Annotated in this window: 18 protein-coding genes; 8 read left to right on the top strand and 10 right to left on the bottom strand. The window is 49.7% G+C overall.

The genetic code is table 11. From position 1 onward, the window contains the following. Positions 1-31: 31 nt before the first annotated feature. A complete protein-coding gene (ureC, locus tag HJG54_RS21790; RefSeq protein WP_316431378.1) occupies positions 32-1,741 on the bottom strand; it encodes an urease subunit alpha in 1,710 nt (569 codons plus the stop codon). 367 nt (positions 1,742-2,108) lie between these two features. Between ureC and HJG54_RS21795 the strand changes: the two genes are divergently transcribed. After that, complete coding sequence (locus tag HJG54_RS21795; protein WP_316431379.1) at positions 2,109-4,484, top strand: ATP-binding protein; 2,376 nt, start codon at positions 2,109-2,111, stop codon at positions 4,482-4,484. Here the strand turns inward: HJG54_RS21795 and HJG54_RS21800 are convergent. The 7 genes from HJG54_RS21800 to HJG54_RS21830 form a co-directional block, all read right to left on the bottom strand. Beyond that, the gene (locus tag HJG54_RS21800) at positions 4,399-5,520 is read right to left on the bottom strand and encodes a precorrin-8X methylmutase (protein WP_316431380.1); all 1,122 of its coding nucleotides are present in this window, start codon (positions 5,518-5,520) and stop codon (positions 4,399-4,401) included. The genes HJG54_RS21795 and HJG54_RS21800 overlap by 86 nt on opposite strands. Next, entirely contained in the window at positions 5,489-6,121 is a 633-nt protein-coding gene (locus tag HJG54_RS21805; protein ID WP_316431381.1) for a Crp/Fnr family transcriptional regulator, read from the bottom strand. The genes HJG54_RS21800 and HJG54_RS21805 overlap by 32 nt, the downstream gene beginning before the upstream one ends. A 23-nt stretch (positions 6,122-6,144) precedes the next feature. Further along, positions 6,145-6,462, bottom strand: a complete 318-nt coding sequence (locus tag HJG54_RS21810; protein ID WP_316431382.1) for a hypothetical protein — start codon at positions 6,460-6,462, stop codon at positions 6,145-6,147. Between the two features lie 52 nt (positions 6,463-6,514). Continuing rightward, a complete protein-coding gene (locus tag HJG54_RS21815; protein ID WP_035998449.1) occupies positions 6,515-7,246 on the bottom strand; it encodes an alpha/beta fold hydrolase in 732 nt (243 codons plus the stop codon). A gap of 157 nt (positions 7,247-7,403) precedes the next feature. Then, positions 7,404-7,913 (bottom strand): flavodoxin FldA, encoded by a 510-nt coding sequence (gene fldA, locus HJG54_RS21820; protein WP_035998451.1) that lies wholly within the window; start codon positions 7,911-7,913, stop codon positions 7,404-7,406. 187 nt (positions 7,914-8,100) lie between these two features. After that, positions 8,101-9,129, bottom strand: a complete 1,029-nt coding sequence (locus HJG54_RS21825; protein ID WP_316431383.1) for a chlorophyll a/b binding light-harvesting protein — start codon at positions 9,127-9,129, stop codon at positions 8,101-8,103. A 440-nt stretch (positions 9,130-9,569) separates the two neighbouring features. Next, a complete protein-coding gene (locus HJG54_RS21830; protein WP_316431384.1) occupies positions 9,570-10,139 on the bottom strand; it encodes a Fur family transcriptional regulator in 570 nt (189 codons plus the stop codon). 196 nt (positions 10,140-10,335) lie between these two features. Here HJG54_RS21830 and HJG54_RS21835 point away from each other — a divergent pair, with 196 nt between their 5' ends. From HJG54_RS21835 to HJG54_RS21855, 5 genes are all read left to right on the top strand, one after another. Then, positions 10,336-11,871 carry a lysozyme gene (locus HJG54_RS21835; RefSeq protein ID WP_316431385.1) on the top strand — a complete coding sequence of 512 codons (1,536 nt, stop codon included), beginning with the start codon at positions 10,336-10,338 and terminating at the stop codon, positions 11,869-11,871. A 104-nt stretch (positions 11,872-11,975) separates the two neighbouring features. Next, on the top strand, positions 11,976-12,668 hold the full coding sequence (locus HJG54_RS21840; protein ID WP_316431386.1) for a CADD family putative folate metabolism protein: 693 nt from the start codon (positions 11,976-11,978) through the stop codon (positions 12,666-12,668). 375 nt (positions 12,669-13,043) lie between these two features. Continuing rightward, entirely contained in the window at positions 13,044-14,264 is a 1,221-nt protein-coding gene (locus HJG54_RS21845; protein WP_316431387.1) for a hypothetical protein, read from the top strand. A gap of 317 nt (positions 14,265-14,581) precedes the next feature. Then, positions 14,582-18,661: a hypothetical protein gene (locus HJG54_RS21850; RefSeq protein ID WP_316431388.1), complete on the top strand. Its 4,080-nt coding sequence runs from the start codon at positions 14,582-14,584 to the stop codon at positions 18,659-18,661. A 158-nt stretch (positions 18,662-18,819) separates the two neighbouring features. Then, positions 18,820-19,398, top strand: coding sequence for a DNA-3-methyladenine glycosylase I (locus HJG54_RS21855; protein ID WP_316431389.1), 579 nt, complete (start codon positions 18,820-18,822; stop codon positions 19,396-19,398). A gap of 12 nt (positions 19,399-19,410) precedes the next feature. On the opposite strand, the gene glnT is transcribed toward HJG54_RS21855, so the two are convergent. Then, the gene (glnT, locus tag HJG54_RS21860) at positions 19,411-20,736 is read right to left on the bottom strand and encodes a type III glutamate--ammonia ligase (RefSeq protein WP_316431390.1); all 1,326 of its coding nucleotides are present in this window, start codon (positions 20,734-20,736) and stop codon (positions 19,411-19,413) included. Between the two features lie 280 nt (positions 20,737-21,016). Here glnT and HJG54_RS21865 point away from each other — a divergent pair, with 280 nt between their 5' ends. Then, a complete protein-coding gene (locus HJG54_RS21865; RefSeq protein ID WP_035998469.1) occupies positions 21,017-21,274 on the top strand; it encodes a hypothetical protein in 258 nt (85 codons plus the stop codon). 14 nt (positions 21,275-21,288) lie between these two features. Here the strand turns inward: HJG54_RS21865 and HJG54_RS21870 are convergent, their stop codons facing one another. Then, the gene (locus tag HJG54_RS21870; protein WP_316431391.1) at positions 21,289-22,569 is read right to left on the bottom strand and encodes an EAL domain-containing protein; all 1,281 of its coding nucleotides are present in this window, start codon (positions 22,567-22,569) and stop codon (positions 21,289-21,291) included. Positions 22,570-23,120: 551 nt separating this feature from the next. Between HJG54_RS21870 and HJG54_RS21875 the strand changes: the two genes are divergently transcribed. Continuing rightward, a complete protein-coding gene (locus HJG54_RS21875) occupies positions 23,121-24,212 on the top strand; it encodes a pentapeptide repeat-containing protein (RefSeq protein WP_316435654.1) in 1,092 nt (363 codons plus the stop codon). Positions 24,213-24,230 lie beyond the last annotated feature (18 nt).

Raw genomic sequence — 24,230 nt, forward strand, 5'->3', positions numbered from 1 at the left:
ATTGATCGGCTGGTGGCTCCTGTCTTGCTATTTAGAACAGAAAATAGCGCTGGGCCATTGGCAGCACGGTAGCCGGTTCGCAGGTCAGCAGTTCGCCGTTTGCTCGCACTTCGTAGGTTTCCGGGTCTACTTCCATGCGGGGCATGGCGTCGTTTAGCTTCATGTCGCGTTTCGTGAGCTGGCGAATATCCGACACCGCAACGGCGGTTTTTTTCAGGTTCAGCCGTTCAGGAATATCTTGCTTAAGCGCCGCCTGCGACACAAAGGTGAGAGAAGTGGCGTGCATGGCCCCACCAAAGCTGGCAAACATCGGACGCATATGAATCGGCTGAGGCGTGGGAATGCTGGCATTGGCATCGCCCATCTGTGCCCAAGCAATCAGGCCACCCTTCAGCACCAGTTCGGGCTTGACGCCAAAGAAAGCCGGACGCCAGAGGCACAAATCCGCCAGTTTACCCACTTCTACTGAGCCAACATAGCCAGCAATCCCGTGAGTGATAGCAGGATTGATCGTGTACTTAGCCACGTAACGCTTAGCCCGGAAGTTATCGTTCCTGTCACTATCTTCAGGTAATACACCCCGTTGTTCCTTCATTTTGTGCCCGGTTTGCCAGGTGCGCAAAATCACCTCGCCGATGCGGCCCATCGCCTGCGAGTCGGACGACAGCATACTAAAGGCACCCAGGTCATGCAGAATATCTTCCGCTGCAATCGTTTCTCGCCGGATGCGCGACTCAGCAAAGGCTACATCTTCGGGAATACCGCGATCCAAGTGATGGCAGACCATCAACATATCCAAGTGTTCTTCTAAGGTATTCACCGTGTAGGGACGAGTGGGATTCGTAGACGAAGGCAATACATTCGCTTCGCCGCACACTTTAATGATATCGGGAGCATGGCCGCCGCCCGCGCCTTCAGTGTGATAGGTGTGGATAACGCGATTTTTGAAGGCTGCAATCGTATCTTCGACAAACCCGGCTTCGTTCAGTGTATCGGTGTGGATGGCGACCTGAATATCATACTCATCGGCCACTGAAAGGCAGGTATCGATCGCCGCTGGAGTTGTGCCCCAGTCTTCGTGCAGCTTCAGACCCATTACGCCTGCTTCTACCTGTTCAACTAACCCTTGAGGCTGAGCCGCGTTGCCTTTTCCCAAAAAGCCCAAATTCATTGGAAAGGCATCGGCTGCTTGCAACATGCGGTAGATATTCCAGGGACCGGGTGTACAGGTCGTGGCATTGGTTCCCGCCGCTGGTCCGGTGCCGCCGCCAATCATGGTAGTGACGCCAGAGGCAATCGCCACTTCAATCTGCTGCGGACAAATAAAGTGAATGTGGGTGTCAATACCGCCCGCCGTGAGAATCATCCCTTCACCAGCAATGGCTTCGGTACCGGGACCAATCACGATGTTGATATCGTCCTGAATATAGGGATTACCCGCTTTGCCAATCGCGTAAATTTTACCATCCTTGATGCCAACATCCGCTTTGACAATACCCCACCAGTCGAGAATCAGCGCGTTGGTGATCACCGCATCTACCGCACCCTCGGCATTACTGATGGGAGATTGCCCCATGCCGTCCCGAATTACCTTACCGCCGCCAAACTTCACCTCATCGCCATAGGTGGTATAGTCCTGCTCGACTTCAATAATCAAATTTGTATCGGCAAGACGCACCCGATCACCCACCGTTGGCCCAAAGGTTTCGGCGTAGGCGCGACGGTTCATCCGGTAACTCATAGCAATTTCCTTACTTGCAGATCAATTCTCTGAGCAACGGTAACACAGAGTTAGGTCTGAAAAGGTAGCATTTGAGCAAAGTTTAATTCTTCGACAGCCAAAGTCGCAATCATTGTTTTGATTCCCTCAATTGGTCGTGCAACCTGCGAGCGCTTAGATTTGAATAACCAAGAGCATAATCAGGGGGCAGTTGCTAATTAAAAATTTATTAAATCTCAGTAAATCTTTGTATCAAAAAACACTATCTCCTAGAATACCGTTAGCGCTTCATCAAAGCTGGGCAGACTAGAACCGTTAATTTACCTAAGCAAAGTAGCATTCAACACTATCAAGCTTAGGTACAGTCTAGTTCCCGGTTGAGAGCGGCATGGACTTTTTTAGACGATACAACCGTATTATTGTCAGGACTTCTATCGTTGTTGCGCTGGTCTCGCTCGGCCTGTTTGGATTTCAGTTTCAAGCGCTGTACTCCCATGAGGTGAAAACCATCCGCAGTCGCTTGAATCAAACGGCCAGCAATTTGGATGCAGCTCTGCAAACAACGATTGATCATGTCGAGGTATTGAGAAGTCACGCCGAAGCCAGTCTAGTGCTGCATCCAGTCCAGCCCGCGGTCCATTCACCGTCCTTATTGTTTAATCAACTGCGCGATGGCTTTCCTGAACCAGGCTATTACGCTCTGCTCGCTGGAGGTAAGGCTCAGCGACACGGACTGATGAGCCGACTGGAAGGCAAAGGCAATTTGGTCAATAGCTCTCCCGAACTACGACAAGAAATCGAGATGGCGCTCAGCCTCAATTCCCTTTTCAAAGCGACCATCCGCAATCTTGCCAATGCCACCTGGGTTTACTATATCTCGCAACGTTCGTTTATTAATGTTTATCCATCTCCTCTGCAAGATTTTAGATACAGTGACGATTTTCATACTCAAGATTTTTACGCCCTAGGGCTACCCAACCGTAACCCCAAACGACAATACTTTTGGACAAAAGCCTATATTGATCCAGCCGGGCAGGGTCTCATGGTGACTAACGGTGCTCCCGTCTACGAAGCCAATCAGTTTCGCGGTACCGTTGCGATTGATATTACGCTCAATTTACTCAATAGCTTTATCAAAGATCGGATTTATCCGCAAGGCAGTTTGTTTATTGTTGGCGAAGACCAGCAGTTATTGGCCCATGCCACCCTCGTCAATTCAGCCGACACCGCCGTTAAATCAGCCGTGCTTGCCTTGCCCAAACCGATGCATCAACCCGTTGACCAGATTTTGTCGGGGGCAGCCACTCAAAAACTCGGCTCCTATTTACTGTTTCAGCAGCGGTTGCACAATGCTCCTTGGCAAATTGTGTTTTGGGTGCCCCGCTCGGCCATTGTTAGCTCCCTGCTAGGTCAACTCCTGCTGGGAACGCTAGTGCCGCTGCTAGGGCTGGGGTTGGTGCTGGCTTTGACACACCGATTAACGCAACGAGAATTTATTCAGCCCGCACAGCAGTTGGTCAACCACATCAAGCATGAAAGCCGCAATTCCCGTATGCCCATACCGGCGGTGCCAGCCAATTGGCAATCTGTATTTCATGCCATCTCTACCGCGTTTCAGGAAAACCGCAGTTTGCTAGCAGAGTTGGAGCAGCGGGTCGAAGAACGCACCCAGGCGCTACGAGCCTCAAACGAACAGCTCCTCACCGAAATTGCCGAACGCACCCAAATCGAGACGGCACTACAGCAGCAAACCCGGCAGTTGGAGCAAACCCTGGAGCAGTTGCAATCCACCCAGACTCAATTGATCCAAACGGAAAAGATGTCGAGTTTGGGGCAGCTAGTAGCCGGGATTGCCCATGAGATCAATAACCCAATTAACTTTATCCAGGGCAATTTAAATCCAGCCAGACAGTACATTCAAGACCTGTTGGGGCTGCTGCATTTGTATCAGCTAGCCTTTCCCGAATCAACACCCGAAATTCGCCAGTGGGAAACCGAAATTGATCTGGAATTTTTAGAAGCCGATCTATCCAAGTTGCTCAATTCGATTGCCGTTGGCACGCGACGAATTCAGGACATTGTCAAATCACTGCGCACTTTCTCCCGCCTAGATGAAGCCGACAAGAAAATTGTTGACATTCATGAGGGCATCGAGAGTACGCTAATGATTATTAGAAACAGACTCAAGGCAAAGCCAGATCGGCAGGAAATTTTTATCAACAAGCATTATGCCGATTTACCAAAAGTAGAATGCTATTCGGGCCAATTAAACCAGGTCATCCTGAACTTACTGAGTAATGCAATTGATGCAATCGAAGAGTCTGCCAAATTTTGCTTAAACAACTCAGAACATATAAATAATCAAATAAATAGCAATCAAACAAATAGCCCAGCCCAGCCTGTAATTGCAATTAAAACTGCAATTGCGAATCAGGAGAACCAACAGTGGATCACTATTTCCATTGCAGACAATGGTATTGGCATGGCAGAGGGCATCAGTCAACGCATTTTTGATCCTTTTTTCACCACCAAACCAATCGGCAAGGGAACCGGGCTGGGGCTTTCCATCAGCTACCAGATCATCACCCAAAACCACGGTGGTCAATTGTCTTGCAGCTCCACTCTAGGCGAAGGCAGCGAGTTTGTGATCCAAATTCCCTTACGGCCCCAGTTCCCTCTCACAAAACACCTATCGCGCGATCAGATGCCTGCTCAGATATCTTCAAATAACAGTGACAGTGTGGTTTCTCCAGCAGCGACCTGACTAACGCATTCAGCGCCACCGCGGCTAATAAACCACCGCCCAGAGGTCCGCTTGTAGTGATAAACTCAACGCCTGTTTGCTGCAACCGACGTTTCGCAGCAGGGGCATGGCTGAAACCAATCGGCATCCCAATCACCAAAGCAGGACGGCACTGGTTAGCCTCAATCGCTTGGCACAATCCCATCAGCATCGAAGGGGCATAGCCCACCACCCAAATACAGCCAGCGGGAATTTGCTTCAGGCGCTGCGACCAGTCAGTTTTCTGCCACAGCAGAGTTTCCGCTTCGCTGATCGTGCTAATGTGGGGGTCATCCAGAAAAGCCGTTGCTTGACAACCCAAATGCGCTAACCGCACCTGATCCAACGCCGATAGAATCACGGGTACATCCGTGACAATCTGACAACCCGCCTTGAGGGCTTCCCGCGCCGCTTTGATTGCTAGGTCACTCAATCGCACAAACGCCACGAGGCTGACATCTCCACAGGCCAGCACCAACTGAGACAGCAAATCTACTTCGATTTCAGAACGGTCGCTCAGGTCAGGCAACAGCTTCTGCAGTGCATCGGCAAAGCTTTCGGGATGGTCTGCTGCCGCCGCATCGAGGTGTTCCCAAAACTCGTCTGAGATATTTTGGGCTGCTAGAATCCGAAGCTGAGCCAATGCTTCCGCCTGTACTGATTGACAGTGCCGGTCTCGCCCTAATAATCCTTCTAGAGCCGTGGCGGTTCGCCGCAAGCGCACCATCTGCTGCATCACGGTTTGGTACTGCTGCTGCAATTGCCCCATCCAAGCCTCGGCCGGTTCTGTGGTTTGGTCTGCTTCCAGCACTCGCTGGATATGGGACAACTGAAACCCCTGCTGCTTGAGCGCCACAATCCGCCGCAAGCGCTGCACATCCTCAGAGGTGTAGAGGCGATAGTTGCCTCGCGAGCGTTTCGGTGACGGCAGCAGCCCCAGTTTGTGATAGTGCCGCACCATCCGAGGGGTGACATTGCCAACCGCATCAGTCAGTTCCTTGATTGTGAGGTAAGACATGGGGAGAAGCAACCTCGACACCTTTCAGGATAGCAAGATGCTCAACCCCATTTACCCAAATTTGCCGCTGGCTCGACCAGCCAATTCTTCCCTGCTGTTCCAATTGGTTCAGGAGGCGGGTTACGGTTACACGAGTGGCTCCAATCACATCAGCCAGATCTTGATGGGTCAGGCGCAAATCGATCAGCCAGCCTTGGGTAATGCGATGCCCGAAACGCAGAGCCAGCCACTGCAGCAGGTTTAATAGCCTTGTATCAATGCGGCGGGCATGGACAATTCGCAGCAGTTCTTGAGCTTGTTGAATATGGGAATTGTGGACATCCAGAGCCAATAGTTCTGGCGGGTTTAACGGCTTACAGGACAGCAAGCTAGCTTCCACAGGCGTTAAGCACTCGATTTGATAGGGATTCACCCCAGACAACGCTTGACCCACTACATCTCCCGCCCGCCAAAACCCTAGCGTTACCAGCAGACCTTCCTCATCCCAGGTGATCGTGCGAGCATAGCCGGTCTCAAGCCGCCAAAGCCCTTGTGCACCAAGCGGCAGCAATTCCCGGCGAGCAAAGCGGTAATGTCTGGAATTTGGCAGTGGATTCAGCATCGCGTCACATCCTACCATTCGGCTTAGCGCTTGCAGGTTTGCGAATAGGTTTTAGAACAGGGTAAAGGCGACATCGAACTCGGTACAAAATCCCGACAGTCAATTGCTGCTTCGGTCAGAGCGGTACAGGGGTTGACCGCACATTTGAGGCGATAGTCTCCGGTGAAGTAGCAACAGCGAGAGCAGGGAACTTGGTGCAGCCGCTTCAGACGCACCACTCCATCTCGAACCGCGAGGCCAATACTCCAGAGAAAAACTGTCAGAGAACTCCAAACACAAATTCCTAGAATCGGAGCTGGAATCGGTTGTGATACCTGATTAACAACGAGATAACTCAGCATAAGAATGTAATTTCAAATTGCAGCAGCACGTCAGATCTGTGGTAGGAGCAGCTCAGAAGTTAATCAGAGAAAAATGATTGGAAAGTACCGAAGTCCAGAATTCGATCAGCTTTGTCGCAACTAGCTCTGGATAGGAAAAATCAAAGAAATGGCAGCCATCCGGACAAATCCACAACCGGTCCTCGGTTTTCAGATAGTCTTGCCAGCCGTACAATTGATTCGGATCAACCACAATATCCACTTCACCGCCGCATACCATCAACGGCACCGCAACATTACCAGCCGCTATACTCACTCGCCGAAACAAGCTATGGGGCGATAGCGAGTTTTCCAGATCCCGCTTCAGCATCCGCACTAGCCGGCGAGTTGAAAGCTGCGTCTGCTCTCCAAACAAATAGGGAGTCATCTGCGCCAAAATTGCCTCCTGCTTGCAAGACAGTAACTGGCGATGCACATAGTAATGGGCTTGCCAATCCACCGCAGGATGCACGCCGACCGACAGGAGCGATAGGGTTTTGACATAGTCAGGATATCGACGGCTATACAGCAGTGCTAACAAGCCGCCAGTCCCGTGACCAATCAGATGCAGCGGTTGGTCACAGATTTTGAGATAGTCGTGCAGCAGGGTTATGGCCGTTTCCAGGGAGCAGGCTTCGTCTGGGGTTTGGCAATAGTCCCAACAAGCCACCGTAAACTGGCTAGATAGATGACGCAATAGGGGTTGATGAAATCGCTGTAAACTCGGACTCACATTCAACCAAAGTACTTGCGGAAAATTGCTCATGGTTTGAACCTGGTGAAGAGGAAAGCAACCACCAGAAATCAAAACTAATGGTTCAGTCAGCTCTAATGATTAAGCTAGTCATCAAGCCTTGATTCCTGATGGTATAGTGCTGTTTAGATCATGTTGCTTGTGGAAATTTAGATGGTGAGTCAGGGAACTAGACGCCAAACTCTTGCCGCAGTTGAGCAACCCACTGCTTGATCCGACCTGCCGTTAGCTCTGATTGATTATCGTCATCTAGGGCCAAACCAACAAATTTGCCATTCCGGACTGCTTTTGAGTCACTGAAGTCATAGCCATCGGTGGGCCAATATCCCACGGTTTGACCACCCAGTTCCGAGATTTTTTCTTCCAAAATTCCCATTGCGTCTTGGAAATTGTCGGAATAGCCTACCTGATCACCAGGCCCAAAATAAGCCACTTTCTTGCCGCTAAAATCAATGCTGTCTAGTTCTTCGTAGAAGCCTTCCCAGTCGGCTTGCAGTTCGCCAACGTTCCAGGTGGGGCAACCAATAATCAGATATTCATACTCTGCAAAATCATCGGTGCTGGCATTGGCAACATCATGCAAGTCAACAACATTGCTGCCCAATTCCTTCTGGATCATCTCCGCAGCCGTTTGGGTATTGCCGGTTTGGGTGCCATAAAATAGACCGATCTTAGCCATACTTAACCTCTGTCGCCAACGTTCAAGTAACTTACACAGAATGTACTGAAATAAATTGGTGTAACCTATTGGATAGGAGCAACAATCTGACCACTCCCGGCAGGCCAAACTGCTGCCCTATCCTGCGTCAACCTTGTCTAGACAAGAGTTTCTACTGCGGAAGCAGAGAGAATTTTAGAGAGTTCAATTAGCTTTCAACTGTGCTCAGGGCGCGCTCAACCCGGCGGAAATCGAAGCCCATGGCCCGCAGTGCGTGCCAGAGATGACCTTGCAAGAAGAAGAAAGCTAGGAAGAAGTGGGCATTCGCTAGCCAAGCCCGCGAGGTATGGGCACCCAATGGTAACTCAACCGTATCCGCGAAATAGGGTGTAATCCCCAGCTTCACCTGCAATGGTGCACCGTAGAACTCCACCGGATAGGCCAATGTATTTACAGCACAGAAATAGGCCGCCACAAAGCCAGCTAGAGCAATGCCACCCAGAGAGTAGGACAAAATCGCTTCACCGGAGAAATCGAGTACTTTTTTGGCCCAACCCAGCGGCGGCACCAGAATATGCCACACACCGCCCGCAATCAGCATCAAGCCAACATAGATATGACCACCAACCAAGTCCTCTAGGTTATCTAGGCTGGCAAAGTGGGTCTGGTAGCCGTAGATCACCAGTGGGTCGAGAGTCGGTGCAGTCACAGTGCGAACGGCCTGAATTGTGGGGTCATACAGTCCACCCCAAAACATTGCCTTTGCCACCAGCAGCAGGGCACCAGCTCCCAAGAAAAGCAGGTGATGCCCCAGAATCAGTCCTAACTGCTTCGGATCACCCCACTCAAAATGAAACTTGCGAGCGCGGCCTGTAGCCTGCCTCAAATCTTCAGGAGCCTTGAAGGTATGGAACAGCGCTCCAGCCCCCAGCACCGCTGACGAAATCAGGTGTACCACGCCTACCACAAACATGGGATAGGTGTTTACCACCTCGCCACCTTTGCCGATGCCCAGCCCCAGTGAGGCTAGGTGGGGCAACAGAATCAGCCCCTGCTCTCCCATCGGAACGGCGGGATTGTAGCGGGAGATTTCAAACAGAGTAAAGGCACCAGCCCAAAAAGTAATCAACGCCGCTTGGGCCACATGGGCTGCAATAAACAAGCCTGACAGATTGGCAAACCGGGCATTACCCGCCCACCAATCATATTTCACGCTCGGATTATCGTAGGTTTGCATTCAACAGTCCTCCCAGTATTGGAAACGAGTTTAGAAACAGACCGGCGGCTGCAAGCACAACCGCACCGGTCTGAGGGAGCCACGAACTTCCTGATTTGGAAAATGCCGACATGATGCCAGTCACACTCACAGCGCCAGTAAGCCGCCAGTAAGTTGTTGCAAAGTATCTTCAGGAAGCTTGCAAGCTTAGCTTATCAGAAAATTCGGCACACTTGAGAATTACTCTCATTAATTTCAGATAATATTTTTCTATCTACTCTGGATCTAGGACTAAAATTTGTGATATTTAAGCAGTAAAAGTGCTTCTAATTAAGGATCACAGCGATTTTGGTTACTTGAACACAATTGCGCCATTGCCAGACAAAGGTGCAACTACTGTTAAAGTCAATGGGTAACTACTGCCACTATTCTCATCTGCTCTCATCTGCGCCAAGCACATCTCATTCCTGATCTGCCGATTCCGAGCCATTCTCCAGTCGGGACTCCAATTGACTCAAGGATTGGGCAACGTGACGGCTCTGCATCGAGCGACTGCAAATCCAATCGCGGGGCAAGGTGTGACTCCAACCCTGTTCCATCGCCTCTGGACAGATGACATAGACTGTGAGCTGACAATCCAGCAGGTGGTAGCCTTCGATTTCAGCCTGTTTCGAGCCAATCCGGTCAATCAACTCACTCTCAAACTCCAAGGTTTGGTTACACTGCACGCAAACCAGATGATGATGCTGATGGCGGTTGGGTGCGTTTAGTTCATAATGCTTGTGCCCTTCCGCTAGCTCTAGTTCCCGCAGAATTCCCATGTAGGTCATTAGATGCAGGGTTCGATAAACCGTTGACAAACTGATGCGCTCCCCCTGCCGCCGCAGAATCTGATACAGATCTTCGGCACTGAGATGGTCACCCTGAGATAGGGTCTGAAAGATATGCAGAATTACTTGCCGCTGAGGAGTCAGCCGAAAGCCACGTTCGTTCAAGAAGGCTTTGAGGGAAGCCGGAGTATTAGGAGACATGTAATTCCTCTGGCGGTCTTAAATTGGCAGTCCTTAGATATTCTGATTGACCCGATTTGGGCTGCAGCCAGATCTAATGAAAATCATTTTCATTAGTTTCGGGAATTCTGTAAAGGGCTTGGTGCAAGTTTTTATCATTTGACCTGATTTATGCCTGTGAGAGAAGTCACCCTAGTCGGGTAGCAAAAATTCCAAGATGGAAGCTGGGAAACCAATCTTGGGCATATTGCAAGCAAGGTTTTTCTCGATTTCATCTCTGCTGGTTACGGCTGCCCCCGGCCAACTCCAGCTCTATCGGCGGCAAAGGATTAACGCTATGGCATTTACACTCAAACCCGTAATTGATACCTGGCTCAAACTCAGTACAGCCCAGGGGGCTACCCTTCCCGATGAGCAACGGCAACTGATTGAAGCGGGCACCGTATTGCCCCTCTCCAGCTTTGAGCTAAGCAACGCTGACCATTTGCAGATTACCCTAGGGCGCGACACCCAGGGGCAACAGCTTCAGTTCAAAGGCCGCAACACCTGGTATGTCTACCGCCCCGCCGTTCAAATCCTGCGAGATGGACAAGTCATTGCTCTGCCCGATCCTCCTGCGAGTCCCGCACCTGCACCTGCACCTGCACCTGTATTTGCTCTCAAGCCAATCAGCGATACCTGGTTGAAGCTCAGCACGGCCCAAGGGGCTACACTACCCGATACGCAACGGCAATTCATTCGCGGTGGTGAGGCACTGCCCCTAGAGAGTTACGCCACAGCCCCTGACGATCACCTCAAAGTTACGCTGGGAAAAAATGCTCAGGGTGAACAGGTGTTCTTTAAAGGACGCAATACCTGGTATGTCTACCGTCCGGCTGTGCAGGTACTCCGCAACGGTCAAGTCATTCTAGCTCCCAGCCCTACACCCCAACCTACTCCTCGACCCACTCCTCAACCCACTCCCCGACCCACTCCTATGCCAACTCCCACTGCCACATCCTACGCGCTCAAAACTGTGATTGATACCTGGTTAAAAACAAGTACAGCTCAAGGTTCTGCCTTACCAGAAGACCAGCGCCAGTTCCTCAACAGCGGGACGGTTTTGCCCATTGTCAGCTATGCTCCAGCCGAGGATGACCACTTCAAAATTACCCTCGGTAAAAATGCGCAGGGCCAGCAGATCCAGTTCAAGGGCCGCAATACCTGGTACATCTATCGTCCGGCTGTGCAGATTCTGCGAGACGGCAGGGTGATTGTCGCGCCTCCTGCTCCTGCTCCGACCCCTACTCCCACCCCTCCCGGCCAGCGCAATATCAACGCTAAGGGACTGCGGCTACTGAAATCCTTTGAAGGTTTACGATTACAAGCCTATCAAGATTCGGTCGGTGTCTGGACGATCGGCTATGGCACGACGTCTGGCGTGCGTCCCGGTATGGTGATCACTGAAGCTCAGGCCGAGGCATTATTACGGCGCGATTTGGACCGGTTTGAGCGGGCGGTCAGCGATTTGGTCAAGGTCCCCCTGTCAGATGACCAGTTTTCGGCCTTGGTTTCTTTTACCTACAATGTCGGCGAAGGTGCACTAGCCAGCTCTACCCTGCTGCGACTGCTGAACCAACGCAACTACCAGGGGGCCGCCGATCAGCTACTGCGTTGGGATAAGGCTGGGGGAAGCACCCTCCCCGGTTTGACCCGTCGTCGCAAAGCCGAACGCGCCCTGTTTTTGGGACAAGACTATACGGTGTTTCTTTGATACCGTAGGAAGCGGAGCATTTTGGAATAAATTCGGGATAAATTCCTCCACGTTTCTCTTTTCTGAGAAAATTAGGAGCATCCTAATCATCGGGAGGAATTGCTATGTCTCTAAGAGAGCAGCTTGATGCGATCGTGGCGCAAAAGCACCTACTGACCCATCCATTCTATGTGGCCTGGACCGAAGGAAAGCTGAGCCGCGATCACCTCAAGCAGTATGCCAAACAGTATTTCCATCACGTCTTGGCCTTTCCCACCTACATCAGCGCAGTGCACTACAACACGCCCCACCTCAGCGTTCGGCAAGAACTGCTAGAAAACCTGGTGGGCGAAGAGCAGGGCGAGAAAAACCATCCGGCCCTCTGGCGCAATTTTGCCGTGGCGCTGGGAGCCGGTGCCGAGGAGCTGGAAACCGCTGAGAAGCTGGCAACCACTACCAACCTGATTGACACCTTCCGGCGGCTCTGCCTCCACTCACCCTTTTACGCGGGACTGGCGGCTCTGCATGTCTACGAATCGCAAATTCCCGAAGTGGCAAGCGTCAAAATTGAAGGCTTGAAGCAGTTTTACGGCATGGATAACCCAGCCGACTACGAGTTCTTCAGCGTGCATCAGGTGGCTGATGTTTATCATGCTGAATCAACCGCCAAGCTAATCGAAGCCTATGCCGTTACGCCAGAGCAGCAAGCCGACGTGAAACAAGTGGCCGAAACAGCAGCGACTGCCCTATGGCAATTCCTCGATGGAGTGTACGAAACCTACTGTCAAGACATTGCGGCTGAAAAAGCCGCTGCTTAAAGTGCTCAGGATTTGAAATATCAGGTATCGTTTCTGATACTTGTACTTAATTGATTATCCTGGCTATTCAGCCTGATATTTTCGGTTAATTGGGTGCGGCATTCGCACCTTTTTTATTAAATTCTTTATTGATTTGCTTTCAGCGACAACCTTAATTCTACTTCTTCTATATTGCTTCATCTTTTCTTTATTAACTAATTCACATCAATGAATCAGACGTGAACTTCAATCGCAGTTGATGCAAGTATCATCTAGCACCAGTACAATAATAGAATGATAGAATGACGAAGTTGCGTTCCCCCGCTTCACAACAATTCCCCCGCTTCATAACTCAGTCTTTGGTTCAGCTTCTTTTTACTTAGGGGTGCAAGGTTAATGCACAACAGACGATTATTCGACCGCATTGTTTTCTCCACCCTTGCCGCCTCTTTAATACTCTGGCTGGCATCGAATTTCTTTGTAACCGTTTGGTACGCCAGAACGCCCCTTATAGCAAACGATAGACAAAAGAGAGATGCCTTTGGAGCGGAAACTGCAATTGATAGAGACACAATTGTGGTGGGAGCACCTCGGCATAGTTTTGGTAATGCCGTTGCAGGAACCGCTTATGTATTTGTACGCTCTGGCTCAAGCTGGGTACGGCAAGCAAAGTTGGTTCCGAGCGAAGAAACCCCTTATGAGTGGCAAGGCTTTGGCGAGACTCTCAGCATCAGTGGTAATACAATCGCAGTTGGAATCCGTGGTGTCAAAGGGAAGGTTTACATCTTCACGCGCCAAGGAACCACCTGGACACAGCAAGCCAAGCTTACACCTCCAGCTCAATCTAAGGTTTCTTTTGCTAGTTCAGTAGCCCTCGACGATGACGTATTAGTGGTTGGAGATCTTGGTATGGCTCATGTGTTTCTTCGAGATGCTGCTACGAACAACTGGTCTTACCAAACCACACTGACTCCTAATCCAGTGTTGGAGTACGAAGAAGGGGGTTCAGTTGCTATTAGCAATGGTGTGATTGTGATGAGGGGCAGTGGTAGAGCGCTGGTGTTTACTCGTGCCTCAGATGGCAGCACTTGGCAACAGCAAGCGGAACTCATCATGCCTGCGGGTCGAAAAGCTGGAGTCTGTACCGTTGACATTTCAGGCGACACGATTGTCGTTGGTGCTTGCAGAGAGCATGTTGGTTTTGATATCACATCGATTGGGGCTGCGCATGTGTTTGAGCGTGACCCACAAACCGACAAGTGGACTCACCGAACAAGGCTCACACCACGTGGAGTGCGACGAGGTGAAGCCATCAATGTGACTCGCTTCCTCAGCCCCTATGGATTTGGTAGTAGTGTGGCGATTGATGGAGATGTCATTGTGGTGGGTGCCCAGAACCAAAGCTCCCTGATGCCAAGTCAAGAGAGCGCTGCCTATCTGTTTCAACGCAATCGAACTGGGCGATGGGTGCAACGAGCTAAGCTTTTTGCTGACAACGAGAAAGTTGCGGGTGATGCAATTTGGAATGTCAGTGTTGCCAACAAGGATGTAGTTCTGGGTGGGTTTTGGGGCACTTTTGTTTTGAATATCGATGCTCCATCAGCTTCCAAGCGATGAATCAAGCGACTGAGCAGAGTTGTCATTGATAGAACGAGTTACATCTGTTTTGTAAGTTCTCACCTCCCTGTAATTCATTTCAAATTCCTGAATCCGTTGCAATATTACTTGCTGAAGCAATCTACTGAGCTTGTCTCTTGCTAGTAATAGTTTTGTTCTGCAATGGTTCAGAGTGTCGTGCCTTCACAAGGCATCAAGTTTGTTGTGTCCGTTATCCAATAACCGAACATCTTTAACTGCAAAGATAAGTCATTATGCCATTAGATCCCAACTTTTCAATTGATGCACCCCTTATCGCTACTGGAGGTGATCAGAGTATGCCTCCCTCTGACGTTGACCCACAACAGCGAGTAGTGAGATTAAATTCTTCCAACAACAGTGCAGGTAATCTAAATCAATGGGATGGCAGACGAACTTGGATTATCAGTCATGGCTGGAATGGAAATTACGGAAGTTTTGCAGACCTTGCAGCCAATATTCTCACTTCTAATCCTCAAGATATCCTTCTAGTACTAGATTGGACGCAAGCATCGGGGGGACGTAATGCTGATGGACAAGGTTCCGACGTAGGAAGTATTTACGACGGAGGAGTTTTTGTTGCTGGTAGTTGGATTGCACCTGTCGCTGAAGTAGTTGCCCAGCAGTTGAAGGATTGGGGGATTGATCCTAGTTCACTTAATCTGGTGGGACACAGTTTGGGAACCCTCCTGTGTAGTGAAATTGCTTGGCAACTCAAAAACATACATGGCTTAGGAGATGTTGGTACAATTACTGCCCTTGATCCTCCATCTGCAATTGGGCCGCGTCCACAAGTTCCGGTTATAGATCCAGATACAGGAGAGCCAGTTATAGATTCAATGACAGGGCTTCCAATCACTGTATCTGATCCTAGATATGATCTTGGATATAGGTATCGGAGAACAGGTGAGAGTGTAGATGTTGGACCAGTCAGATTTGATGAAGTCTCTACCTTCTCTAGATCCTTTTTAGGCCGCTCGTCAGTTGCAGGCAATGCGGAGTTTGCAAGTTGGACAGACGAGGCAATTATCATTGATTTTGGTTCTGGTGCTACGGTGAACCCCAATGGACAACATGGTGCCGTTTATCAAGTTTTTAACAGTCTAGTCAACCAAGATCAAACGAGCTTCCATTTAACACGTGGCTTGTTTGGTTCAAAGGACTTCCCCGGACTTCCAGATTATCAACGCAACCCAAGTTTTCAAAACAATGCTTTTGCTGCAAATGGTTCTGGAACCGATTTTGAGGGGATTCTGCTTGCAGAAATTCCTGACGAGAGTGACAATTTTGCTCGTGTTTTCGGTTTTTACGCAGATGCACCTGTAGGCTCAAGCTTTGATCGCATCGTCTATGGTACAGATGGCGCTGACCAAATTGATTCTGAGAAAATTAATGACCGAGAGGTAGACAGAATCCTTGTAGCTCGTGGTAGTGCTGGCGGACTAGCTATTGGTAATAATCTCTATTACTTAGGCAAAGGAAACGACGAAGTTACGGCTGGTAGTGGTGATGACAGTCTCTATGGAGACGAAGGGAATGACATCCTTAACGGTGGTTCTGGCACTGATACCGCCTTCTTCACTGGCAATTTCGAGGATTACGATGTTTCCGTTTCAGAGGCAGCAGGCATAACATATACCACTTTCATTCACCAGCGTGGAACTCTGACTGACGGTATAGATACTCTACGGGATATCGAATTCGCTCAGTTTGCCGACGTTCGCATCCCGCTCATCGGGATCAAGAACGGGATGTTTGAAGATGATCTTGATCACTGGAACGTTGAAGGAGACGCCAAAACGATTGATCAACTGGGGTCTATCTCCACAATGCAAGGGCAGAAGATGGCGTTTATTAGCACGGCGGACAGCCTCAGCTCGATCTCGCAGAGCTTCTTCGTGCCTACATTTGCTCAAGGTTTAGCGTTTACCTACAATGTTATCTCTACCGAACCGTTAGAGTTTGTCGGTACTGAATTTGATGACCAGTTTGAAGCATTGTTGGCTTCAACTACAACCCCATCGCAATCCGTTTCTATTGTTAGAGAAACAATTAACACCTCTAGTTGGCAGCCAATTGATGGCGTTACTTTATCTGGCGATGACACAGTATATCAGGTAGGTACTCGCACTGTTCTATTTGACTTAACTCCGTTTAGAGGGCAAACAGTCAACCTCGTTTTCAAAGTTTTTGACCGAGGGGATGAAGTCTTCGATACAGTCGCGCTAATTGATAATGTCAGTATCACATTTACAGATATTTCAAGCCCCAGGCTTCTCAATGGTACTCAAGATAGGGATGCCCTAACTGGTGGAACAGGAAATGACACAATCAACGCAGAAGGTGGTAACGATACAATCTCAGGTCAAACTGGAAATGACGAGCTGAACGGTGGAGAAGATAATGACACACTTTATGGTGGACAAGGAAATGACTCCCTAAATGGCGGAAATGGGACTGATTCACTTTTTGGAGATTTAGGCGATGATTCCCTAAACGGTGGAAGTGGAGCCGATTGGCTTTTTGGGGGGCTAGGCAACGACCAACTGATTATAGAAGATTCTGGAGAAGGAGATGTTTTAAGCGGCGGATTAGGCGACGACTATTATCGCGTCAATTCTGCCAACCAATTTGTGATTGTTGAGCACAATGGACAAGGCAATGATACTATAGGCACTTTAGTTGATCTGGATCTGAGCCAACTACAAGATAACTATGACAATCCGCTAGAGATTGAAAATCTGGTGGTTGCTCATCCACTCAGCAGCTCAGTTGTGCTGCGAGGAAATCCTCTCAACAATTTGATTACTGCCAGCAACGGCCATGATACGCTCGATGGCGACATAGGCGACGATACATTGATTGGTGGTGCAGGAAATGATACGTATATCGTCGATTCGGTAAACGACATAGTGGTAGAAGAAGCCAACGGTGGTAACGATACCATTCGCGCTAGCTGCAACTACTCGCTAATGGATATAGCTGAGGTAGAGAACCTAGTGCTGATTGATTATAGCTTCGATGGTATAGGTAACACCCTAAATAACACAATCACAGGAAATGCTCGCAATAACTTGCTTTCGGGTGCAGCAGGCAATGATCATCTAGATGGCAGGGTAGGTGCAGATACCCTGAATGGGGGAGTTGGTTCCGATCTGCTAGTTGGCGGAATTGGCGATGATATTTATGTAGTTGACTCCACTAGCGATACAGTTGTCGAAAATGCTAATGAGGGTACAGACATTGTGCAGTCCTCAGTCACCTTTACCCTTACTAGTCTCACCAGCGTTGAAAACCTCACTCTCACTGGCAGCAATGCGATTAATGGCACCGGCAATGCCCTCAATAACGTCCTTAAAGGCAATGCTCAAGCTAATATCCTCACCGGCAATAGCGGCAGTGATACCCTCGAAGGACTAGGCGGAAGCGACACCCTACGCGGTGGTGGCGGCGATGATATCTACATAGTCGATTCAACCAGTGACTTGATTCAGGAAAACGCCAACGAAGGAAACGATACGGTGCGTTCCTCGATGACTTTCACGCTTGCTAACCTAGCCAACGTCGAGAACCTAGTTCTTACAGGCAACAGTGCCATCAACGGCACGGGCAACGATCTCAACAATGCGCTTACAGGCAATGCACAGGCCAATCGGCTCACTGGTGGTAATGGTAACGATGCAATTTCAGGTAACGCAGGTAATGATACATTGATTGGCGGCACCGGCAATGACCTCTATATTGTCGATTCTACTACCGATACGATTGTTGAAAATGCGGCTGAAGGAACCGACACGGTGCGCTCCTCGGTCACTTTCTCGTTAGCAGCCCTCACCAATGTGGAGAACTTAACTTTGATCGACACGGCCAGCAATGGCACTGGTAATACACTCAACAATACCTTGCGAGGCAACACTCAAAATAATACATTGAATGGCGGCAGTGGTAATGATATTCTGGAGGGCAACGAAGGCAATGACAGCTTGATTGGCGGTAGCGAAAGCGACACACTCACAGGCGGGTTAGGAAACGACTCGCTCACAGGTAACGATGGCACAGACTTCTTTGTCCTCAATGCTCCTGGGCAAGGGATTGATACGATTGCTGACTTTCAGGTTGGGCAGGATAAGATGCGAGTCTCTGCGGCAGCGTTTGGTGGCGGGCTAATTTCAGGAACCACAATCACAGCTAATCAATTTCGTGCTGCTGCCGGAGCAACTACAGCGACAAGTGCCGAACACCGTTTTATCTACAACTCAACGACAGGTGCGCTGTTCTATGACGCTGATGGCAATCGAACCGGATTTGGTACTGTGCAAATTGCCACATTGACCACCAAACCGTTGCTCAGTCACAGCGATATTGTGGTTATTGCCTAGCTCCAATACATTTGACTTCCGAGTACAAGCGGTACTTCCTTGACTACTGCTACACCTCCTGCCAAACCGATACCTAATCAACCGAATTTGACCTAACTCCTAACTCCTGACTCCCAGATCCTGCTACAATCTAGTACAAACATTCTACCTCGCCAATCATGCCTACTGAAATCTGCCGCTGCGATTGGGTGCATGACGATCCGCTAGAAATCGCTTACCATGACCTTGAGTGGGGCGTGCCGGTGCATGACGATAGACGCCTGTTTGAATTCTTGATTTTAGAAGGAGCACAAGCCGGACTGAGTTGGATTACGATTTTGCGCAAGCGAGAATCCTACCGAGCTGCATTTGATCAGTTTGATCCAGAGAAAATAGTCCGTTACGATGACGCTAAAATCACGGAACTGTTGGCCAATCCGGGGATTGTGCGCAATCGGCTCAAGGTGGCCGCTGCCATACAAAATGCCCGCGCTTACTTAACCATCCAAGAGCAGTTTGGCAGCTTTGACGCCTATATCTGGCAATTCGTAGAGGAAAAACCAATTATCAACGCCTGGAAAACGCTGGCCGAAGTTCCGGCTGAAACGGCTGAATCTAAAGCCATGAGCCGAGACCTACGGCAACGCGGATTTAAATTTGTGGGGTCAACTATCTGCTACGCTTTCATGCAGGCTTGCGGTTTAGTCAATGATCACCTAGTTGACTGTTTTCGGTATCAAGAGATTCATCATTTTTGACTCTGGTTGTTATCAAACATTGATATACTGACTCACTTCCCAGGAAGTCACCTCAGCATTATGGGCATCCCACTCCTGATATTTGAAATCCAGATAGGTTTTAGCGGCAGCTTCTCCTAACGTTTGCATCAACAGTTCATCTTTCTCTAGACTACGCAATGCTTCTAATAAACTACTCGGCAATGTTTGCAGATCGGTAAACTCAGAACCGCGGACAAACATATTTTCATCGAGACGATCACCGGCACTGAGATTTTGGTTGATTCCCTCTAAACCAGCCGCCAGCAAACCAGCCTGAGCCAGATAGAGCGTAGCAGCACCATCCACCAAACGACATTCAAACCGGCCCTTATCGGGAATACGGATCATGTGGGTGCGGTTGTTGCCACCGTAGGACAAATAGCGCGGACTCCAGGTACTGCCAGATGTAGTCATGGTCGCACCTAAACGACGGTAGGAATTAATCGTAGGCGCACACAGAGCCGCCAATCCCCTGGCATGGTTCAGTACCCCAGCCAAAAAGCCATAGCCCAAGTTAGACAGCCCCATTTCATCGGTTTCATCGGAGAAAGCATTACTGCCGTTGTTCCACAAACTCATGTGCACATGGGCACCATTTCCCGTCAGATGGCTGAAGGGTTTTGGCATAAACGAAGCTGTTAACCCGCGTTGTTCAGCTAGAGTTTTCACCATATACTTGAAAAACACATGCCGATCTGCCGTCGTCAACGCATCGCTGTAGGTCCAGTTTAATTCAAATTGTCCGTTGGCATCTTCGTGATCGCACTGGTAGGGTTCCCAGCCCAGTTGTTCCATATAGCTCACTAGGGTTGCAATCAAATCAAACTGGCGCATCAGATTGAGCTGGTCATAGCAAGGCCGAGCTGCTGTATCCAACGAATCCGCAACCGTATAGCCCTGCTCGGTTTTTTTGAGTAACAAAAACTCCGCTTCTACTCCAGTTTTGTAGGCATAGCCTGATGCTTCACACTGCTGAAGCATTCTCTTGAAAATCACCCGTGGCGCTGCCGCAAACGGTTCACCGTTCATATAGACATCGCTAGCCACCCAACCCACATTTGGCTGCCAAGGCAACACAATTAGCGAATTAGGGTCGGGAATGGCAGCGATATCGGGGACCTCAGGACCCAACCCCAAGTTCGAAGCAAAGGGTGCAAAAAACGCGCCTTCCACCTCAACGCCAGCAATCTTACTGGCTGGAACCAGCTTGGCGCGAGTTCCCCCTAGCAAGTCAGTGTAGGAGACTAAGAAAAACTCCAGACCCAGCGCTTTGGCCTGCTCAACCAAGCTTTGTGATTTCGGTAAGGTTCCAACCATAGGAGTAGCTAAGTGGCTAATAACGGCTAAACACAGCCTGTGGCTTTTAGACAGATAGCTTTCAGTAAAACAACCTTAATGCGGAAAAATTGTATGACTCGATACCTAATCTCAGCCGATCGATCGATTAAAGATCTAATCAATTCAGTAGGATGCATTCAGAATCAATGTTGCTAAAGCTTTCTAGTCACAGACTTACTAATCACAGACTTACTAATCACAGACTTACTAATCACAGACTTACTAGCCACAGACCTTAACAGCCGCACAGAGGATAGCTATGAACCAGAAAGTCGAGCTTAAAACCTTTACCCAGGAAGAGGTGCTGCTAGCTGCGGAAACCTTAAACACCGCAGGGATCGGCAAACGCCGAATCATGCTCACCTCCGAAAGCTTTTCAGCCCTAGAAGACCAGATCCGACAATTACCCAACACTCCCGGTTTACCACCTGGCGAAATCGTGCCCGGCGTCGGAGGCTACCTCTACAACATTCCAGTCTTTGTCGATCCCAACAATGACGGAAATTACATGATTTGAGCACCCATCTACTCTTACAGCCTGCGATCACTACGCACCCAGTCGGCAAACTGATCGGCAGTCAATGCTTCACTGAACAGAAATCCCTGCATTTCGTCGCAGGCATGTTCTCGCAAAAAGGCTAACTCTGCGGCGGTTTCTACGCCTTCAGCCACTACTCGCAGATTCATCTGACGAGACATGGAAATAATCGCAATCGCAATGGCGCTATTTTTAGCGTTGGAGTCAATGTTGCGCACAAAGGAGCGATCCAGTTTGAGGGTGTCGAAGGGCAAGCGATGCAGATGACTGAGGCAAGAGTAGCCCGTACCAAAATCATCCATGGCAATTTGCAGTCCCATCTCCTTCAGCCCTTGCAATTGCTGGGAAGCCATTTCAATGTCTTCGATCAGCGTACTTTCGGTGAGTTCGAGTTCCAACCTTTGGGGATCGAGACCCGTAGTGTGCAGGATGCGTTGAATTTGCTGGTAGAGATGGGGCTGTTTGAGCTGATAACCCGACAGGTTCACCGCGATGGTCAAATCGTCTAACCCGACCTGTTGCCACGCCTTGAGCTGTCGGCAAGCGGTCTGCAAAACCCATTTTCCCAATGGCTCGATCAAACCTGTGACTTCCGCAATAGGAATAAACTGAGCCGGCGACACGAGGCCACGAGTGGGATGCTGCCAACGAACCAGTGCTTCTGCTCCGACGATCCGGCCTGAGAGCAACTCTACCCTAGGCTGATACACTAGATGGCATTCCTGTCGATCCAGTGCCCGCCGCAGATCCATTTCTAGACCAAGATCCTGCTCAAGGGCCGCTTTTGGACGCGCCAAGACTTCACAATTAATCAGCGAATGCAGGTAGTTGAGCTGGTCTTCAGCCGCTCGCAGTTGAGCCGCATAGCGCACCCGGTCAGCAGCCACCGATCGATGTTTTTGCAGCGCTACTTCAATGGTTGTCTTCAGGTCATGGGGCTTAAAGGGTTTGACCAAGTAGCCATAGGGATCGGTTTGTTTCGCCCGTTCCAGGGTTTTATCGTCGGCGTAGGCCGTCATGTAGATCACAGGCAGATGACATTGAGCATTGATGGCACTAGCAGCCCGGACACCATCAATCTCGCCTTGCAGCATAATGTCCATCAAGATCAAATCTGGCTGAGTTTGGGCAGCCTCAGCAACAGCGGCTTCACCAGAATCAACAATGGCAACAACCAGATAGCCTTGCTGATTGAGATGTCGAGCAATGTTTTCTGCGACAATTAGTTCATCCTCAGCAATGAGAATTTTGGGTGGAGTCGCGGGAGCAGTCATATCAACCAGTTAATATCCTCGAATCTCGCAGTTTTCAACCCCTAAATTCAACCTCTACTTCCATTTCTCGCTGAGAAGCTGTTTGAAAAGGATCTTGTCGTCTGGATCCGCCCCCTTTTCTAGGATGCCCGCAGGGCCATAATCCCCCAGAATGGAGGACTTTGGACAGCGACGGTTCGGGAAAGTCCCCCATTCTGGGGGACTTAGGGGGTTTTTCAAACGGATTCTGAAACTCAGCTCCTAGATGTTGAAAACCGGCTAGTGTCACCATTAGCACATCGTGGTCATTATCACTGAGGCTAGTTTTCCCGCAAATTGGTTTCAATCAACCAAGCGGCAATTGAGGAGCGAAACCTACGGAATTTACGGAATCTGCGGACGACAGACCCAAAAACCAGTCGAGTTGGCGGATGGGCTAACTTGCCGCCTGGATATTCAATGAGATACAACTCTGAAAGTGCAGGGTGCACCTCAACTGCTCAGTATTTCATTGCTGCATCTCGGTTTTTTGCATCTTAGTTTTTTGCATCCCATTATCCACCTTGTCTCAGATGAATCCACCGCGCCACTCTTCTGAATCGAATCCATCGAACCGGTTTGTTCCGCCTAGTCGCAAGCCGCGATTTAGCTTTTTCCCAGGGCTGCGAACCCGGATTAACCTCTGGCGTGGTAAAAAAAACCTCAGCGGTGCAAACCTGAGAGGCGCAAACCTAGGCCGGATGCATTTTATCGGCACATTACTGCTGTGGGCCAATTTTGTCTGGGCCACCTTGCTGTGGATGTCGCTGACGGAAGCTCGATTTGTTGGAATTATTTTGATTTGGGCTAATCTGCTGTGGACCATTTTGGTTTGGATCAACCTGCGGGAAACCAACACTCAGCAGATGGGCAGTTGGCTGAAGAACATTATTCTGGTTGGGATTATTCTGATTTGGACGACGCTGATCTGGTCGATTGTGGTCGTAGACGAATCGAGCTATTCATTTCTGGTCTGGGCTAACCCCAATATGGCGTTTATCCTTTGGGCACTGCTCAGCAAAGTCGATCTGAGCCATGCCGACCTCAGCCACACCGATCTGAGTCGAGCCAACCTGAGCCGAGTCGATTTGCGAGATGCTAACCTGACCCATGCCTATCTACAAAAAGCCAACTTGCGTGAAGCCGTTCTCCGGGGCGCAAATCTGAGCCATGCCGACCTGCGCGGCGCTGACCTGAGTGATGCGGACCTGCAAGAGGCGGTCTTGTTTGGGGCCAATTTGAGTGGGGCTGACCTCAGCGACGCCAACCTTAGCGGCACCGATTTGCGCGAAGCCGAACTGCACCGAACCAACCTGAGTGCTGCTAATTTAAGCTGGGCAAGGCTGAGTCGAACCAATTTAAGCTGGGCCAATTTAAGCTGGGCCAATTTGGGCCGGGCCAAGTTGACAAATGCCACACTCAACGATTCAGACCTCAGCGGTGCCGATTTTCGGGAAGCCACCCTTCATGGTGCCACCATGAACCGTGTAGACCTGAGTGCCATTTTGGTCAAAGGGGCAAAGTTTGGCCAGAACGAAGGCTTAAATAATAGCGATCGCATCAAGCTAAAAGCAAGAGGAGCTATCCTGGAAGGGCGGATCAATCCACTCAGGGATAACTCCTAACTGATGCTACTAGGTCGA

Origin of the sequence: Leptolyngbya sp. NK1-12 (genome assembly GCF_032598965.1) — a bacterium.
Taxonomy (GTDB): Bacteria; Cyanobacteriota; Cyanobacteriia; order Elainellales; family Elainellaceae; genus Elainella.

Excerpts from the sequence above, each read along its gene's own strand:
- ureC (WP_316431378.1), bottom strand. The coding sequence starts at position 1,741 with ATGAGTTACCGGATGAACCGTCGCGCCTACGCCGAAACCTTTGGGCCA.
- HJG54_RS21795 (WP_316431379.1), top strand. The coding sequence starts at position 2,109 with ATGGACTTTTTTAGACGATACAACCGTATTATTGTCAGGACTTCTATC.
- HJG54_RS21800 (WP_316431380.1), bottom strand. The coding sequence starts at position 5,520 with ATGTCTTACCTCACAATCAAGGAACTGACTGATGCGGTTGGCAATGTC.
- HJG54_RS21805 (WP_316431381.1), bottom strand. The coding sequence starts at position 6,121 with ATGCTGAATCCACTGCCAAATTCCAGACATTACCGCTTTGCTCGCCGG.
- HJG54_RS21810 (WP_316431382.1), bottom strand. The coding sequence starts at position 6,462 with ATGCTGAGTTATCTCGTTGTTAATCAGGTATCACAACCGATTCCAGCT.
- HJG54_RS21815 (WP_035998449.1), bottom strand. The coding sequence starts at position 7,246 with ATGAGCAATTTTCCGCAAGTACTTTGGTTGAATGTGAGTCCGAGTTTA.
- fldA (WP_035998451.1), bottom strand. The coding sequence starts at position 7,913 with ATGGCTAAGATCGGTCTATTTTATGGCACCCAAACCGGCAATACCCAA.
- HJG54_RS21825 (WP_316431383.1), bottom strand. The coding sequence starts at position 9,129 with ATGCAAACCTACGATAATCCGAGCGTGAAATATGATTGGTGGGCGGGT.
- HJG54_RS21830 (WP_316431384.1), bottom strand. The coding sequence starts at position 10,139 with ATGTCTCCTAATACTCCGGCTTCCCTCAAAGCCTTCTTGAACGAACGT.
- HJG54_RS21835 (WP_316431385.1), top strand. The coding sequence starts at position 10,336 with ATGGAAGCTGGGAAACCAATCTTGGGCATATTGCAAGCAAGGTTTTTC.
- HJG54_RS21840 (WP_316431386.1), top strand. The coding sequence starts at position 11,976 with ATGTCTCTAAGAGAGCAGCTTGATGCGATCGTGGCGCAAAAGCACCTA.
- HJG54_RS21845 (WP_316431387.1), top strand. The coding sequence starts at position 13,044 with ATGCACAACAGACGATTATTCGACCGCATTGTTTTCTCCACCCTTGCC.
- HJG54_RS21850 (WP_316431388.1), top strand. The coding sequence starts at position 14,582 with ATGCCTCCCTCTGACGTTGACCCACAACAGCGAGTAGTGAGATTAAAT.
- HJG54_RS21855 (WP_316431389.1), top strand. The coding sequence starts at position 18,820 with ATGCCTACTGAAATCTGCCGCTGCGATTGGGTGCATGACGATCCGCTA.
- glnT (WP_316431390.1), bottom strand. The coding sequence starts at position 20,736 with ATGGTTGGAACCTTACCGAAATCACAAAGCTTGGTTGAGCAGGCCAAA.
- HJG54_RS21865 (WP_035998469.1), top strand. The coding sequence starts at position 21,017 with ATGAACCAGAAAGTCGAGCTTAAAACCTTTACCCAGGAAGAGGTGCTG.
- HJG54_RS21870 (WP_316431391.1), bottom strand. The coding sequence starts at position 22,569 with ATGACTGCTCCCGCGACTCCACCCAAAATTCTCATTGCTGAGGATGAA.
- HJG54_RS21875 (WP_316435654.1), top strand. The coding sequence starts at position 23,121 with ATGAATCCACCGCGCCACTCTTCTGAATCGAATCCATCGAACCGGTTT.